The organism is Streptomyces sp. NPDC021100 (assembly GCF_044333095.1).
GTDB lineage: Bacteria > Actinomycetota > Actinomycetes > Streptomycetales > Streptomycetaceae > Streptomyces.
The window spans coordinates 156,856-172,970 of record NZ_JBIRQH010000011.1 but is presented as its reverse complement, the minus strand read 5'-3'; the positions used below and the strand labels follow the sequence as shown (position 1 = coordinate 172,970).

At 72.4% G+C, this 16,115-nt stretch carries 13 protein-coding genes; 9 read left to right on the top strand and 4 right to left on the bottom strand.

What is annotated here, in order from left to right; all coding sequences use genetic code 11:
* Nucleotides 1-159: 159 nt before the first annotated feature.
* The gene (locus ACH4PU_RS21105) at nucleotides 160-1,695 is read left to right on the top strand and encodes an L-lactate permease (protein ID WP_398273994.1); all 1,536 of its coding nucleotides are present in this window, start codon (nucleotides 160-162) and stop codon (nucleotides 1,693-1,695) included.
* 86 nt (nucleotides 1,696-1,781) lie between these two features.
* Here ACH4PU_RS21105 and ACH4PU_RS21100 read toward each other — a convergent pair whose 3' ends face one another.
* The gene (locus ACH4PU_RS21100; protein ID WP_398273991.1) at nucleotides 1,782-2,633 is read right to left on the bottom strand and encodes a class I SAM-dependent methyltransferase; all 852 of its coding nucleotides are present in this window, start codon (nucleotides 2,631-2,633) and stop codon (nucleotides 1,782-1,784) included.
* Between the two features lie 372 nt (nucleotides 2,634-3,005).
* Between ACH4PU_RS21100 and rpsA the strand changes: the two genes are divergently transcribed.
* The 4 genes from rpsA (at nucleotide 3,006) to ACH4PU_RS21080 (ending at nucleotide 6,729) form a co-directional block, all read left to right on the top strand.
* On the top strand, nucleotides 3,006-4,511 hold the full coding sequence (gene rpsA, locus ACH4PU_RS21095; protein ID WP_185943698.1) for a 30S ribosomal protein S1: 1,506 nt from the start codon (nucleotides 3,006-3,008) through the stop codon (nucleotides 4,509-4,511).
* A gap of 160 nt (nucleotides 4,512-4,671) precedes the next feature.
* On the top strand, nucleotides 4,672-5,616 hold the full coding sequence (locus ACH4PU_RS21090; protein ID WP_398273988.1) for a proteasome assembly chaperone family protein: 945 nt from the start codon (nucleotides 4,672-4,674) through the stop codon (nucleotides 5,614-5,616).
* Nucleotides 5,617-5,641: 25 nt separating this feature from the next.
* A complete protein-coding gene (gene coaE / locus ACH4PU_RS21085) occupies nucleotides 5,642-6,256 on the top strand; it encodes a dephospho-CoA kinase (RefSeq protein ID WP_398273985.1) in 615 nt (204 codons plus the stop codon).
* A gap of 104 nt (nucleotides 6,257-6,360) precedes the next feature.
* Nucleotides 6,361-6,729: a tetratricopeptide repeat protein gene (locus tag ACH4PU_RS21080; RefSeq protein WP_185943701.1), complete on the top strand. Its 369-nt coding sequence runs from the start codon at nucleotides 6,361-6,363 to the stop codon at nucleotides 6,727-6,729.
* 31 nt (nucleotides 6,730-6,760) lie between these two features.
* On the opposite strand, the gene ACH4PU_RS21075 is transcribed toward ACH4PU_RS21080, so the two are convergent.
* From ACH4PU_RS21075 to ACH4PU_RS21065, 3 genes are all read right to left on the bottom strand, one after another.
* Nucleotides 6,761-7,042: a DUF6343 family protein gene (locus ACH4PU_RS21075; protein WP_398273981.1), complete on the bottom strand. Its 282-nt coding sequence runs from the start codon at nucleotides 7,040-7,042 to the stop codon at nucleotides 6,761-6,763.
* A gap of 84 nt (nucleotides 7,043-7,126) precedes the next feature.
* Nucleotides 7,127-8,581 (bottom strand): WGR domain-containing protein, encoded by a 1,455-nt coding sequence (locus tag ACH4PU_RS21070; protein ID WP_398273978.1) that lies wholly within the window; start codon nucleotides 8,579-8,581, stop codon nucleotides 7,127-7,129.
* Nucleotides 8,582-8,672: 91 nt separating this feature from the next.
* A complete protein-coding gene (locus ACH4PU_RS21065) occupies nucleotides 8,673-9,635 on the bottom strand; it encodes a glycerophosphodiester phosphodiesterase (protein WP_398273975.1) in 963 nt (320 codons plus the stop codon).
* A gap of 228 nt (nucleotides 9,636-9,863) precedes the next feature.
* Between ACH4PU_RS21065 and uvrB the strand changes: the two genes are divergently transcribed.
* The 4 genes from uvrB to ACH4PU_RS21045 all read left to right on the top strand — a co-directional run bounded on the left by uvrB (nucleotide 9,864) and on the right by ACH4PU_RS21045 (nucleotide 16,083).
* Entirely contained in the window at nucleotides 9,864-11,999 is a 2,136-nt protein-coding gene (gene uvrB / locus ACH4PU_RS21060; RefSeq protein ID WP_398273972.1) for an excinuclease ABC subunit UvrB, read from the top strand.
* Nucleotides 12,000-12,268: 269 nt separating this feature from the next.
* Entirely contained in the window at nucleotides 12,269-12,847 is a 579-nt protein-coding gene (locus tag ACH4PU_RS21055; RefSeq protein ID WP_185943706.1) for a TerD family protein, read from the top strand.
* 122 nt (nucleotides 12,848-12,969) lie between these two features.
* On the top strand, nucleotides 12,970-14,901 hold the full coding sequence (locus tag ACH4PU_RS21050) for a TerD family protein (protein WP_398273967.1): 1,932 nt from the start codon (nucleotides 12,970-12,972) through the stop codon (nucleotides 14,899-14,901).
* 183 nt (nucleotides 14,902-15,084) lie between these two features.
* Nucleotides 15,085-16,083 (top strand): TerC family protein, encoded by a 999-nt coding sequence (locus ACH4PU_RS21045; RefSeq protein ID WP_398273964.1) that lies wholly within the window; start codon nucleotides 15,085-15,087, stop codon nucleotides 16,081-16,083.
* Nucleotides 16,084-16,115: the final 32 nt, after the last annotated feature.

The window sequence follows — 16,115 nt, the reverse complement described above, 5'->3', positions numbered from 1 at the left end:
CATGAGATGACCGACTATCCGGAACCCCGTTGAGCGTTCCGCCGGGTGCGGCGCATGCTGCTCGCCCCTGCCCGCGCGGAACCGCGAGGACGGCCGGCCGCCACCGCGATTCCGCAGCTCAGCACCGGTCCGGTGGCAACCGGGCCGCAGAGGTCACCTGTGAACGCCGCTCTCGCCACCCTGCCCGTCCTCGTCACCCTGGTGCTCCTCGCCCTGGGCGTGCGCGCGCTGTACGCCGCCCTGGCGGCCCTGACGACCGCGCTGGTCCTCACCGCCACGGCCTTCCGCACGCCCCTGGACGACCTCGGCGACGCCCACTTGCGCATGGTGCCCACCGTCGTCGAACTCGCGGCGATCCTCTTCGGCGGCATCCTGCTCAGCGAACTGATGACCCGCACCGGCGCCCAGGCGCGCATGGGGGAGCGCCTCGGCAGCGCTTGCAGCTCACCGGGGCGCGCGGTGCTCCTGGTGACGCTGGGAGTCACCCCGTTCGCCGAGTCGCTGACCGGCTTCGGCATCGGAGTGATCGTCGCCATCCCGCTGCTGCGCCGGCTCGGCCTGCCCCCGGCGCGCGCCGCCGCGGCCGGCCTGCTCGGGCTGGTGACCGTCCCCTGGGGCTCGCTGGCGCCGGGCAGCCTGGTCGCGGCCGAACTCGGCGACGTCGGCTTCCAGCGGCTCGGCGTCGACTCCGCCCTGCTGTCCGCGCCCGTCTTCCTCATCTGCGGCGCCGCCGCCCTGGCCGTCGGCCTCGGCACCCGCCGCGCCCTGGCCGCCGCCGGCGACCTCGCCATCGCCGTGACCGCGCTCTGGGCCACCGTCTGGGCTGTCGACACCTACGTCGGCGTGCCCCCGGCCGGCGTGCTGGGCGGGCTCGTCACGATGGCCGTCCTGCTGCTCGTCTCCCGGCTGCGGGAGAGGAACGGCGGGGGCGGCGAGCCCGTCGGCCGCGCCCTGTCCCCGTACGGGTTCCTGGTCGCCGGCCTCCTGCTGAGCCGTGCGGCGCTGGAGGCGGCCGGGGTCACCGAGGGCTGGTGGACGGTCGTCGCCGGCCCCGCCGGCTGGCTGCCGCTGACCGCCGTCCTCGCCCCGCGCCTGCTGGGCGCCTCCGAGCCGGTGCTCGGCGGGGCCGCCCGCGCCGCGTTCGGCCGCTGGTGGCAGGTGGCCCTGACGACCGTCGTCTTCCTCGCCCTGGGCACCCTGCTCACCGTGACCGGCATGAGCCGGGAGATCGCCGGGGCGTGCGCCTCGCTCGGCTCCTCGTACCTCTTCCTCGCGCCCTGGATCGGCGCGGTCGGCGGGTTCCTGGCCGGCTCCAACACCGGGGCGAACGCGATGTTCGCCGCCGGTCAGGCCGAGACCGCCCGGGCGCTCGGCCACTCCGCGGCCCACCTCGTCGCCGTCCAGAACGTCAGCGCCGCACTGGCCTCCGGCGCCGCCGCCGCACGCGTCGCCCTGGCGGCGCAACTGGCGGAGAACGCGCCGGGCCCCGCTTCCGTACGCCCCCGGGCCGAGGACGTCCCGGCCGACGCGCCGGGGGCCGGCGGGACCGTCACCCGGGAGCTGACCGCGGCCCCGGCGGTCACGGAGACGGCCGCCGACACGCCGGTGGACACGCGCTGGGTGCTGCGTACGGTGCTGGGCGTGCACGCGCTGGTGTTCCTGACGACCGGCGTGATCGGCGTCCTGTGGGGCTGAGCCGCGGCCGGGCACCGTAGGAGCGGCGCGGCCCCGGTCCCGTTCGCAGGCGAGGGGGCATCAGTGCGCCCGCGGACGAAGGGCGCTCAGTCCCGTTCGCAGACGAAGATCGCCGTGCCCGGGATCAGGTGCCCGCGCAGCGGGGACCAGCCGCCCCACTCCTGTGTGTTCCAATCCGGCCATTCCGGCTCGACGAGGTCGACCAGCCGGAACCCGGCCGCCACCACGTCCCGCACCCGGTCGCCGAGGGTCCGGTGGTGCTCCACGTAGACGGCACGTCCTGTCTCGTCCTGCTCCACATAAGGGGTGCGGTCGAAGTAGGAGGCCGCGACGGACAGGCCCTCGGGGCCCGGCTCGTCCGGGAAGGCCCAGCGGATCGGGTGGGTGACGGAGAAGACCCACCGGCCGCCGGGCCGCAGCACCCGGCGCACCTCGCGCATCACCCGCACCGGGTCGGCCACGAACGGCACCGCGCCGTAGGCCGAACACGCCAGGTCGAAGGAGCCGTCCGCGAAGGGCAGCGCGCCGGCGTCCGCCTCCACCAGGGGGACGCCGCCGCCGATCCGCAGGGCGTGCTGGAGCTGGCGGTGCGAGAGGTCCAGGGCCACCGGACGAGCCCCCTGGGCGGCGAGCCAGCGCGAGCACTGGGCGGCCCCGGCGCCGATCTCCAGGACGTCCCGTCCGGCCAGGCCGGCGGCCGGGCCGAGCAGGCCGGCGTCCGCCTCGTCGAGCCCTTCCGGGCCCCAGACGAAACGGTCGTCGCCGAGGAAGGCCCCGTGCTCCCGCTGGTACTCGTCCGCGTTTCCGTCCCACCAGCCCCGGCTGGCCCGGCTGCTCTCGGTCTCGCCGGCGTTTCGCCTGGTCGCCTCCGGTTCGCCTGCCTCGGGACCCTGGAGGTCCTGGAGGTCCTGCCGCGGCTCGTACGTGTCTGGCGTCATCTGGGTGGTCGCGATCCCGGGGTGAGGGGGGTGAGGGGGGCTTGCGGGTAAGGTATTCGGCCGCCGGGAGGTCTCGAACGGCTCCCGCGAGGTGAGTTGTGCCGGATTCGGGGCATTTTGTCCCTGGTGTGCGCCTTCGCGCATTGACCGTGTCCGGCTGCCCCCGTATGCTACAAGTTGCGCTGCGAGCCTGCGCGCCTCGGACCGAGCAGGCCGCTTTCGTACTTGTTGTATGTCCCCTCGGTTGTCGAGGCGCTTCCGGAGTCATCCGGAGAGTGCGCTTCTAAGCTGTCCGGCTTCGGCGGTGCGATACACGGGCTCATGGCGTAGCAGTACCTACGACTCAATGTCCGTACCGGAGCCCTTTCCCACATGACGAGCAGCACCGAGACCACCGCCACCACCCCGCAGGTTGCGGTCAACGACATCGGTAACGAGGAAGCCTTCCTCGCCGCGATCGACGAGACGATCAAGTACTTCAACGACGGCGACATCGTCGACGGCGTCATCGTGAAGGTCGACCGGGACGAGGTCCTGCTCGACATCGGTTACAAGACCGAAGGCGTCATCCCTTCCCGCGAGCTCTCGATCAAGCACGACGTCGACCCGAATGAGGTCGTCAGCGTCGGTGACCAGGTCGAGGCCCTCGTTCTCCAGAAGGAGGACAAGGAAGGCCGCCTGATCCTCTCGAAGAAGCGCGCCCAGTACGAGCGTGCCTGGGGCACCATCGAGAAGATCAAGGAAGAGGACGGGATCGTCACCGGTACCGTCATCGAGGTCGTCAAGGGTGGTCTCATCCTCGACATCGGCCTCCGCGGCTTCCTCCCGGCCTCCCTGGTCGAGATGCGTCGCGTCCGCGACCTCCAGCCCTACGTGGGCAAGGAGCTCGAGGCGAAGATCATCGAGCTGGACAAGAACCGCAACAACGTGGTCCTGTCCCGCCGCGCCTGGCTGGAGCAGACCCAGAGCGAGGTCCGCCAGACCTTCCTCACCACCCTCCAGAAGGGTCAGGTGCGCTCCGGCGTCGTCTCCTCCATCGTCAACTTCGGTGCCTTCGTGGACCTGGGTGGCGTCGACGGTCTCGTCCACGTCTCCGAGCTGTCCTGGAAGCACATCGACCACCCGTCCGAGGTCGTCGAGGTCGGCCAGGAGGTCACGGTCGAGGTCCTGGACGTCGACATGGACCGCGAGCGCGTCTCCCTGTCGCTCAAGGCGACCCAGGAAGACCCGTGGCAGCAGTTCGCCCGGACCCACCAGATCGGTCAGGTCGTCCCGGGTAAGGTCACCAAGCTCGTTCCGTTCGGTGCGTTCGTGCGCGTCGACGAGGGCATCGAGGGCCTGGTCCACATCTCCGAGCTGGCCGAGCGCCACGTGGAGATCCCGGAGCAGGTCGTCCAGGTCAACGACGAGATCTTCGTCAAGGTCATCGACATCGACCTCGAGCGCCGCCGCATCAGCCTCTCGCTGAAGCAGGCCAACGAGTCCTTCGGTGCCGACCCGTCCGTGGTCGAGTTCGACCCGACCCTGTACGGCATGGCTGCGTCCTACGACGACCAGGGCAACTACATCTACCCCGAGGGCTTCGACCCCGAGGCCAACGACTGGCTGCCGGGTTACGAGAAGCAGCGCGAGGAGTGGGAGCGCCAGTACGCCGAGGCGCAGCAGCGCTTCGAGCAGCACCAGGCGCAGGTCATCAAGTCCCGCGAGGCCGACGAGCAGGCCGCTGCCGAGGGTGCTGCCGCTCCGGCCGCCGCCTCCGGTGCCGGCAACGTCTCCGGCGGTTCGTACTCCTCGGAGTCGGCCGACACCTCCGGCGCCCTGGCGTCGGACGAGGCGCTGGCCGCCCTCCGCGAGAAGCTCGCCGGCGGCCAGAGCTGAGGCTCTGACCGGCCGCGGCTGACCGCAGGCTGACGTGAGGCCCGTTCCCCTTCGGGGGAGCGGGCCTCACGCGCGTTCCGGGGCGTGCGGGCCGGGCCCGGGAATGGCGGCGGCGGTCAAGGGCGTTCCCTCCCAAGGAACATGAGGAGGAACGGTCACCGTGTTGGATCCGCAGGGTTTGTACGAATGGGAGCCCAAGGGGCTCGCCGTGGCCGACCTGGCCCTGGCTCAGGAAACCGCCGGCCTGGTCATGCTCTACCACTTCGAGGGCTACATCGACGCCGGAGCGACCGGTGAGCAGATCGTCGAGCGGCTGCTCGACCAGCTGCCGAACCAGGTCGTGGCCCGCTTCGACCACGACCGGCTCATCGACTACCGGGCGCGCCGCCCGCTGCTGACCTTCCAGCGGGACCGCTGGAGCGCCTACGAGACGCCGAAGATCGAGCTGCGGCTGGTCCAGGACGCCACCGGCGCGCCGTTCCTCCTGCTGTCCGGGCCGGAACCGGACGTCGAGTGGGAGCGGTTCGCCGCCGCCGTACGGGAGTTGGTGGAACGGCTGAACGTACGCCTTTCGGTCAACTTCCACGGCATCCCTATGGGCGTGCCGCACACCCGCCCCGTCGGCATCACCCCGCACGGCAACCGCGCGGAGCTGGTGCCGGGCCACCGCGGCCACTTCGACGAGGCGCAGGTGCCCGGCAGCGCCGAGGCGCTCCTCGAGTACCGGCTGACGGAGGCGGGCCACGACGTCCTCGGCATCGCCGCCCACGTTCCGCACTACGTCGCCCGCTCGCCCTACCCGGACGCCGCGCTGGTCACCCTGGAGGCGATCACCTCGGCCACCGGCCTGGTGCTGCCCAACGCCGCGCACGCGCTGCGCAGTCAGGCGCTGCGCACCCAGGAGGAGATCGAGCGGCAGGTCGCCGAGGGGGACGAGGAGCTGGTGGCGCTCGTCCGCGGGCTGGAGCACCAGTACGACGCGATGGCCGGCGCGGAGACGCGCGGGAACCTCGTCGCCGAGCCCCTGGAACTGCCCTCCGCGGACGAACTCGGCGCGGAGTTCGAGCGGTTCCTCGCCGACCGGGAGGGCGAGGGCGGCCGGTGAACCGGCGGCCGATAGCGTGGGGCCCATGGTGAAGGTGGGTCTCACGGGCGGTATCGGCGCGGGCAAGAGCGAGGTGTCGCGGCGGTTGGCCGCGCACGGAGCGGTGATCGTCGACTCGGACCGGATCGCGCGGGAGGTGGTGGAGCCGGGGACGGTCGGACTGGCCGCGATCGTCGCCGAGTTCGGGCCGGAGGTGCTGGCTCCGGACGGCTCCCTGGACCGTCCCCGCCTCGGTGCGGTCGTCTTCGCCGACGCCGGGCGGCTGGCCGCGCTGAACGCCATCGTCCATCCGCTGGTGCGGGCCCGGTCGGCCGAACTGGAGGCCGCGGCGGCGCCGGACGCGGTCGTCGTGCACGATGTGCCGCTCCTGGTCGAGAACGGCCTGGCCCCGCTGTACGACCTGGTCGTGGTGGTCGACGCCCGGGAGGACACGCGGCTGGACCGGCTGGTGCGGCTGCGGGGCATGGCGCCGGAGGAGGCCAGGGCCCGGATGGCCGCCCAGGCCACGCGTGAACAGCGGCTCGCGGCGGCCGACATCGTGATCGCCAACGACGGTCCGGTGGCCGAGCTGGAGGCCCGGGTGGACGAGGTGTGGGCCGGGCTGTGCGCGCGGGCGGCGGAGGGGCGAGGGGACTCCTAGAGCCACGCGCGGCCCTCCGCTGCACGGCCGGGAATAGGGCTTGACGCCCCGGCGTTGTGCGGGCCGCGTCCTTCGGGATTTTCGACAGGGAAGGGACCGTGCCCGTGGCCGAGCCGACACCCGAGACCCACGTCATCGACTTCCGCTCCGCCGAGCGGCTGCTGGACGCCCGCGATCCGCGCGGCGCGGTCAAGCTGCTGGACTCGGTCATCGCCTCCCATCCGGAGAACACCGCGGCCCGCCTGCTGCGGGCGCGCGCCTACTTCGCCGCCGCCCGGCTCCGCCCGGCCGAGCGCGAGTTCCAGCACGTGCTGGAACGCGAACCGGACAACGCCTTCGCCCACTTCGCCCTCGGCCGGACGCTCGTACGCTCGGGCCGGCCCGAGGAGGCCGTACGGCACTTCCGGCTGGCCGCGGCGCTCGACCCCCGGCCGGACTTCGTGGCGGCGGCCCGCTTCGACGACAAGGGCTGAGGGCGCCCGGCGCGGCGGGCCGGCGGCGCGGTCAGGGCCGTGGACCCGGCGGCCTGTCGTCCCGGAGCGGTTCGTAGGGCGGCACGTCGCGGCCCGGCTGGTAGTGCGCGCCCTGGTGGATGTGGTGGATCACCACCGAAAGATCCGCGACGGTCACCAGGGCCAGGGCCGCGAAGGCCGCCGCCCAGCCGGGATGGCCGGTGAGAGCGAACAGCGCGGCTCCCGCGCCGGAGAACACCAGGCCGAAGACGGCCAGCCCGCAGCGCAGCCGCAGCGGGCTGCGGGCCGTGAGGGGCTCGTTTCCCGTACGCATGGGCACCATCTCCCCCTCCCAGGATCCACCCGCCGCCGGGCGGGCGGAACCCGGGCCGAATGCCTCTCTCCGGGGCCGCCCGGGTCAGACCAGCTGCCGTATCTCGCCCCGGACGCGGTAGAAGCCTCCGGAGGCCGGTGCCAGCGCGTCGACGACGTAGCGGGCGCCCGCCCGGCGGATGTGGCGCGGGAACTGGACGTTCCAGGCGGGCTCGTAGCCCTCGGACACCACGTGCACGCGGAGCCGTCCGCCTTCCTGGACGCACTCGACCACGACGCCCGACGCCGGGACGGCCTCGACGGTGGCCACTGCGGTCGCCGGGGTGTACGTGGGCAGGGCGGCGGCCGACTTGATGTCGCGCGGCACCGGGACGGTGCCGGAACGGGCGGCGGTGATCGCGGCGTCCGAGGCGTCCACGCACACGAGGGAGCCGTCGGTGGTGACCATGTACAGCCGCTCGTCCAGGTACTGCATGGACAGCGCCGAGCCGCTGCCGGTGCCGAGCTTCCACAGCCGGGTGCCGTCGGCGTCGAAGCAGTAGACGGACGAGGAGTTGTCGCCCGCGAAGACGTAGCGGCCACCGGGCGCGGTGGCGCAGGAGTAGACGACCGCGTCGCACCGGTAGGTCGCCTCGATGCGGCCCGTCGCCTTCGACAGCCGCTGCACGCTGCGCCGGGCGGTGCCGGCGTAGACGGAGCGGTCCTCCTGCCAGCCGAAGAGGACCGGGCCGTCGGTCGGGCTGTGCCAGAGCCGGCCGCCGCCGTCGGGGGCGTAGGCGGTCACGCCCGTGGAGTGGCCGTGGTAGACGGCGTGCGCGTCCCGGCGGACCATCCACGCGTAGGAGCCGTCGCTCCGGCGTGACCACTGGTGCTCGTCCTCGTGGTCGATGACGGTCAGACCGCCGTCCCGGTCGGCCACGTTGAGCACGCCCTCGTGGATGTCCAGCCAGAAGATGTCGACGGAGGGCGTGACCTCGTAGGCCGCGAAGGGCAGCTTGGACGACAGGTCGTAGACGGTGCCGTCGTCACACCCGGCGTAGATCCAGAAGTCGTCCGCCACCAGGCACTTGACGCCGTCCGGCAGCTTGTAGCGGGCGAGGACCTCGCCGCCGTGGCCGAGGGTGAAGACGTCGCCGGCCTGGTTGCCGACCCAGCAGCGGTCCTCGTCGACGTGGATGCCGAAGGCCGCGGCGCCCGTGCGGAAGCGCCACAGCACCGGGGCGACCGCGCGGGCGGTCGAGGGCGCCGAGTCCACCTGGCGGCGCGTCACCGGGCGGGCGGCCCGGCCGCCCGGCACGGCCGGCGCGTAACCCTTGCGGACTTTCTCCCCGACCTTCTTCGCGGCGGCGGCCCGGGCCTTGTCCTCGGTGGCGAAGGACGAGGTCTGCACCTGGCCCGCCGCGCCGATCCGGCCGTAGCGGACGGTGACGGTCGTGCCGTCCACCGTCACCTCGTAGAACTTGTGCGCGCCGGCGCCCTCCTGCGAGAGCTCCAGGTAGGTGCGCTCGGACGCGCCGGACGCGGACGGTGTGACGGACATGGCAGGCCCCCTTCCCCGGCGGCCCCGGACGGCCGCCCTTCACTGCCCGGAACGTTAGGGGGTGCCACTGACAACGGGCCGTCCGCGCAGGTCAGGCCGCGTCTGCGGGGTCCGTCAGGGTGAGCGGGCGGCCGCCCGTGTCCTCGGCGTCCTCCTTCAGCGCGTCCGCGATCACGTGCGGGGCGTTGGTGATGATCGCGTCCACGCCGAGGTGGGCCAGGGCGACCGCGCGGCCGGGGTCGTCCACGGTCCAGGCGGAGATCTCCAGCCGCCGGCCGTGCGGACCCCTGACGCCGTGCACCGACCTCACCCAGGCCGCGTTGACCTTGGTGTGGTCGGGATTGATCTGGTCGGCGAACGTGGCGTAGTCGCGGAGTTCGGCAGGCTTGGGCGCGCCGAGGAAGCCTGTCTTCACATCGGGGCGCAGACCGTGGAAGGCGCGGAGCGAGGCCGCGTTGAAGCTCTGGACGACGAGCCGGCCGCCGACGTGCCGCCGGTCGAGCCAGCCGGTCCTGCGGAGCTCCGCCACCAGCTGCCGCTCGATGCCCGGGTACAGCTCGGGCGCCTTGACCTCCAGGAGCAGCTTCTGGCGGTTGTGGTCGACGCGCCGGAGGTAGCCGTCGAGGGTCGGGACGCGCTCGCCGGCGAAGCGGCGGTCGAACCAGCTGCCCGCGTCCAGCTTGCGGATCTCGGCCAGCGTGAAGTCGCCGACCTTCCAGGGCGCCCGGTCCGGGAAGCGCTTCTTGGCGTCGGTGGTCCGGGTGAGGGTGGTGTCGTGGATGACGACCAGCTTGCCGTCCTTGGTGCGCTGGACGTCGTTCTCCACCCAGCCGACGCCCAGCCGGGCGGCTCTGTCGATGGAGGCCAGGGTGTTCTCGGGGGCCTGGACCGGCACCCCGCGGTGCCCGATCGTGAGCGGCGCCCGGGCGCGTCCCGTGGCAGCGGCGTCCGGCGCGGCCTCGGCGGCCGGTGCGACGAGGCCCAGCGCGACCGGGACGGTCACGGCCAGGCCGAGGAGGGTACGGGTCACGGGGGAGGCGGGGCGGATGCGCATCGGGGCTCCTCGCGGCGTCCGGGGTGCCGGGCGCGGTGGCGACCGGTCCATGGCGTACGGAGACGGGCGTACGAAGACAGTCGTACCGGAAACCCCCGCCCCCGCGCAGCAGGAAGGGCGGCCGGGCAGCGGATCGCCGTCGGATCCTCACCTCCGGTTCACCTGGGAAAACCGCAGGTGAGGGCTGCCGCACCGGCCATTGTCAGTGGCAGGTCGTACGGTGGTCCCATGCGGCCCGTTTCCCAGATCGAACGCACAGTGGCGCCTTTCGAGGTCGTCAGTCCCTACCAGCCCAGCGGTGACCAGCCGGCTGCCATCGCGGAGCTGGAGAAGCGCATCCGCGCGGGCGAGAAGGACGTCGTCCTGCTCGGCGCGACCGGTACCGGCAAGTCGGCGACCACGGCGTGGATGATCGAGAAGCTCCAGCGGCCGACGCTCGTCATGGCGCCCAACAAGACGCTCGCGGCCCAGCTCGCCAACGAGTTCCGCGAGCTCCTGCCCAACAACGCCGTCGAGTACTTCGTCTCGTACTACGACTACTACCAGCCCGAGGCGTACGTCCCCCAGTCGGACACCTACATCGAGAAGGACTCCTCGATCAACGAGGAGGTGGAGCGGCTGCGGCACTCCGCGACCAACTCGCTGCTCACCCGGCGGGACGTGGTCGTGGTGGCCTCGGTGTCCTGCATCTACGGCCTGGGCACGCCCCAGGAGTACGTGGACCGTATGGTTCCGCTCAAGGTGGGCGAGGAGATCGACCGGGACGATCTGCTCCGCCGCTTCGTGGAGATCCAGTACACGCGCAACGACCTGGCCTTCACCCGGGGCACCTTCCGGGTGCGCGGGGACACCATCGAGATCTTCCCGGTCTACGAGGAACTGGCCGTCCGCATCGAGATGTTCGGCGACGAGATCGAGGCGCTGTCCACGCTGCACCCGCTGACCGGCGAGGTCATCTCGGACGACCAGGAGCTGTACGTCTTCCCCGCCAGCCATTACGTCGCCGGCCCCGAGCGGATGGAGAAGGCCATCGCCGGGATCGAGGCGGAGCTGGAGGAGACCCTGGCGCGGATGGAGAAGCAGGGCAAGCTGCTGGAGGCCCAGCGGCTGCGCATGCGCACCACGTACGACATCGAGATGATGCGCCAGATCGGCTCCTGCTCCGGCATCGAGAACTACTCGCTGCACATGGACGACCGCGAGCCCGGCTCCCCGCCCAACACCCTGCTGGACTTCTTCCCCGACGACTTCCTCCTCGTCATCGACGAGTCGCACGTCACCGTGCCGCAGATCGGCGCCATGTACGAGGGCGACGCCTCCCGCAAGCGCACCCTGGTCGAGCACGGCTTCCGGCTGCCGTCCGCCATGGACAACCGCCCGTTGAAGTGGGAGGAGTTCACCGAGCGCATCGGGCAGACCGTCTACCTGTCGGCGACGCCCGGGAAGTACGAGCTGGCGAAGTCCGACGGCTACGTCGAGCAGATCATCCGGCCCACCGGGCTGGTCGACCCGGAGGTCGTCGTCAAGCCGACCGAGGGCCAGATCGACGACCTGGTGCACGAGATCCGCGAGCGCACCGAGAAGGACGAGCGGGTCCTGGTCACCACGCTCACCAAGAAGATGGCCGAGGATCTGACGGACTACTTCCTGGAGCTCGGCATCCAGGTGCGCTACCTGCACAGCGACGTCGACACCCTGCGCCGCGTCGAGCTGCTGCGCGAGCTGCGGGCCGGTGAGTACGACGTGCTGGTGGGCATCAACCTGCTGCGCGAGGGCCTCGACCTGCCCGAGGTGTCGCTGGTGGCGATCCTCGACGCCGACAAGGAGGGCTTCCTGCGCTCCGGCACCTCGCTGATCCAGACCATCGGCCGCGCGGCGCGCAACGTCTCCGGCCAGGTGCACATGTACGCCGACAAAATCACTCCGGCGATGGAGAAGGCCATCGACGAGACCAACCGGCGCCGCGCCAAGCAGATCGCGTACAACAAGGAGCGGGGCATCGACCCGCAGCCGCTGCGGAAGAAGATCGGTGACATCGTCGCCACCATCGTCCGCGAGGAGATCGACACCCAGGAGCTGCTGGGCTCGGGCTACCGGCAGCCGGCGGACAAGGGCAAGGGCGGCGAGAAGAAGGGGAAGGCGCCCGTCCCGACGGCCGCCGGCGGCGGCAAGAGGGGCAAGGCGAAGCCGGCCGTCGCGACCGACCGGCCGGCGGCGGAACTCGCGCAGCTCATCGAGGACATGACGGACCGCATGCGGGCCGCCGCCGCGGAGCTCCAGTTCGAGGTCGCCGCGCGGCTGCGCGACGAGGTCGGCGAGCTGAAGAAGGAGCTGCGGCAGATGAAGGAGGCGGGGGTCGCCTGACGGTGTTTCCGCCCCCGGTGGCCCCCCCGGGTGGGGTCGCCGGGGGCGGAGGCCGCGGTTCCTTCGTCCGGCTCCGTTGTCCGGCCCCTTTGTCTGGAAAGGCCCGGCGGAGATGTTGCAAGACCGCCACAAACCGCCCTGGGTGGAGCAGGCGGGAGCGGGAGTGCATAGGGTCGTTCCATGCGCCGCGCACGCGTGCGGCGTTCCGGGGGAAGCACCGTACGACGCCGTACGACGGTGACCGAACGACGAATGAGAAGGGACCGCGCGTGACAGTCAACTTGTCCAAGGGTCAGGGCATCAGCCTGCAGAAGGCCGGCGGGGGAAGCCTGACCGCGGTGCGGATGGGGCTGGGCTGGAAGTCGGCCCCGCGCCGGGGACTGTTCAGGTCGCGCACCACGGAGATCGACCTCGATGCCTCCGCGAGCATGTTCGCCGACGGCCAGCACATCGACGACGTCTGGTTCAACCACCTGGTGAGCCACGACGGTTCGGTGCGGCACACCGGGGACAACCTGGTCGGCGGCGCCGGCACCGGCGGCGACGACGAGACGATCCTGGTCGACCTCGACCGGGTGCCCGTCCACGTCGACCAGATCGTCTTCGCGGTGAACTCCTTCAGCGGGCAGACCTTCTCCGAGATCACCAGCGCCCACTGCCGGCTGGTCGACGACAACACCGGCCAGGAGCTGGCCCGCTACACGCTCGACGGCGGCGGCCCGTACACCGCGCAGATCATGGCGAAGGTCCACCGGGTGGGCGGCGGCTGGCAGATGACGGCCATCGGCACCCCGTCCAACGGCCGCACGATCCACGACCTCTACCCGGTGATCGCGACCATCCTGTAGACCGCCGACGGGGCGGGTCCGACGGGGCGGACACGGGAGCACGGACAGTACGGAACGGCCCGGTGGCGCGGCGCCACCGGGCCTCTGCGGCGCACAGGACACAGAGGAGGGGGAGCAGGGCGATGACGGCCGAGCTGGTACGGGGGCAGAACCACCCGCTGACCGAGAGCCGGTTGGAGATCCGGGTCTCGGCGGGGGATCCGGTGGTGGTGGGGGCCGCGCTCGGCGGCGCGGACGGCAGGGTTCCGGACGCCGGCCGGGTCGCCCGGCCCGGCTCCCCGCGGCTGCCGGGCGTGGAGGTGCCGGCCGGCGTCGCGGCGGCGCAACGGCTCTCCGTCGAACTGGACGCCCTGCCCGACGCGGTGCACCGCGTGCACGTCCTGCTCGCCCTGCCGCCCGGCGGCCGGGGCCCGGCGCGGTTCGGGGCGACGGCCGCGCCGTTCGTCGCCCTGTCCGGGGCCGGCGGCGACATCGCCAGCTTCACCGTCACCGAACTGGAAGCCGAGACCGCCCTGGTGGCCCTGGAGCTCTACCGCCGCCAGGGCGCCTGGCGGGTCCGGGCCGTCGGCCAGGGCTACGCGGGCGGCCTCGCCGAGCTCTTCCGCGACCTCGGGGTGGACCGCGCCGCCGAGCTCGCCGCGGTCGTCGAGGCGGAGGCGGCCGGGAGCGCGGCCGTGCTCTCCGCGTCGCAGCCCTCGGCACAGCACGCCGGGAGCGGCTGCCGGCACGCCGGGTCGGCGGTGGACTGGCCCGCCGAGCCGGCCGTCCCGGAGCCGGCGCCGTCCGCCGCCCCGCAGGCCGTCCCCGCGCCCGAGACGCCGTCGCCGGCCGGCCCGGTCGACTACCGGCACCCGCGCCGCCGGGCCACCGAGCCCCCGCAGCCCGCTCCCGCCGCCCCGGCCGCCCGGCCGGGGACGCCGCCGGAGCCCGTGGCCGGGGACGCCGCCGGCTGGACGATGGAGGAGCGCCTGTACAACCAGGTGTGGGGCATGTTCGAGGATCTGGCCCGGAGCACCGCCGCGTACCGCAGCGCGGTCGGCTTCGCCGAGTCGCGGCTGGAGAAGGAGCTCGACCGGGTGCTCTCCGACCCCGCCACCCGGATCGGGCCGGCCGCTGACGCTGCCCGCGAGGAGGCGCGCGCCAAGCACGGCGGCCTGGTGGAGCAGGCCCGCGCCGTGCTCGACCGCGACCTCGCCCAGCTCACCGCCGAGGCCGAGGTCGTCGAGCACGCGCTGCCGCCGGCCCTCGCCCGCTGGGACAGCCCCGTCTGGCACGCCTACCAGGCGCCGCTGGAGACGCCGATGGCGCTGCGGCTGGGTGATCTGCACCTGCCGGAGCGGCGGGGCCTGCGCATCCCCATGCTGGTCCGGCTGCCGCTCCAGCGCGGCCTGTGGGTGGACTGCGGCCGTGCGACCGGCTCGGGCACGGACATGGCCGACCCGGCCGAGCTGCGCCGGCTGGCCATGGACTGCGCGGTGGCGCACGCCGCGCGGCTGCTGGCGGTGCACCCCGTCGGGGAGTTCGGCGTGCACGTCCTCGACCCGGCCGGTTCGGCGTCGGCGGCGCTGGCGCCGCTCGTCGAGCACGGGGTGCTGGCGCGTCCCCCGGCGGCCGGGGCGCAGGGGGTCTCCGCCGTCCTGACCGAGCTGACCCGGCGCGTCGACCTGGTGCAGATGGCGGTCCGCAGCGGAGCCGCCGACGCGCTGCCGCCCGACCTGGACACCGCCGAGCAGCTGCTGATCGTCAACGACTTCCCGCACGGCTTCGACGACCGCGCGGTCACCCAGCTCCGCTACCTCGCGGACGAGGGCCCCGCCGTGGGCGTGCACCTGATGATGGTGGCCGACCGGGAGGACTCCTGCGGCTTCGGCCCCGTCCTCGACCCGCTGTGGCGCTCGCTCCTGCGGATCACGCCGGTGCCCGACGACCACCTCGCCGACCCGTGGGTACGGCACGCCTGGACGTACGAGCCATCGCTGGCCCCGGCCGGCAGCGATGTGGTGCGGCAAGTGCTGTGGCAGGTGGGGCAGGCGAGGCGGGCCTACGGGCTCTGACCGAATCTGCCCTTGGCAGCTACTTGGGATTCTCTTTACTCTTTCTTGGTGCTTCCTGTACCGTTGATGTGCGGAGGCGACCCCGGCGTCGGCCGGCACGAAGGTGCCGGGTGAACCGGCGAGTGGAAGGAGCCTCCGGCAGCGACGACGCTGGAAGTTGCCGTACGAGATGCCGGAGGTCCCGTGGACGTCTCCCTGACGCTGTGGCTGCTGACCGTTGCCGGTCTGTGCGCCCTGATCGCCGCCGACTTCTTCATCGGCGGCCGGAAGCCGCACGAGGTCTCCCTCAAGGAGGCCGGCACCTGGACGGTCGTCTGGGTCGTCCTCGCCGGCCTGTTCGGCCTGGGCCTGCTGTTCCTGGGCGGTGGGCGGCCGGCGGGCGAGTTCTTCGCCGGCTACATCACCGAGAAGTCGCTGAGCGTCGACAACCTCTTCGTCTTCGTCCTGATCATGGGCAAGTTCGCGGTGCCCGCCGCCTACCAGCAGCGGGTGCTGATGGTCGGCGTGCTCATAGCCCTCGTCCTGCGGGCCGTGTTCATCGGCGCGGGCGCGGCGATCATCGCCAACTTCTCCTGGGTCTTCTACCTCTTCGGGGCGTTCCTCGTCTGGACCGCCTGGAAGCTCATCCAGGAGGCCCGGGCGGAGGAAGAGGAGGAGGAGTTCGAGGAGAACCGCTTCCTGAAGGCGGTCGAACGCCGTTTCCCCTCCACGGACCGGTACCACGGCACCAAGCTCTTCGTCGTGGAGGGGGGACGGCGGCTGATGACGCCGATGCTGATCGTCATGCTGGCGATCGGTACGACGGACGTCCTCTTCGCCCTGGACTCAATCCCGGCGATCTTCGGCCTGACCCAGGACGCGTACATCGTCTTCACGGCCAACGCCTTCGCCCTCATGGGCCTGCGGCAGCTTTACTTCCTGATAGGCGGCCTGCTGCGGAAGCTGGTGCACCTCTCGTACGGGCTGTCGGTCATCCTCGGCTTCATCGGCGTCAAGCTGGTGCTGCACGCCCTCCACGAGAGCGGGGTGGCGGTGCCGGAGATCAGCATTCCGGTCTCGCTGGGCGTCATCTGCGCGGTGCTCGCCGTCACCACCGTCACCAGCCTGCGCGCCTCCGCGAAGGCCGAGCGGGCCGGCGCCGAGGGGAGCCGGGAGGGCGCTGACGTCCACGCGGACGTCTGAGCCGACGCGTTCCCAGGCGCCCGCGCCGCTCC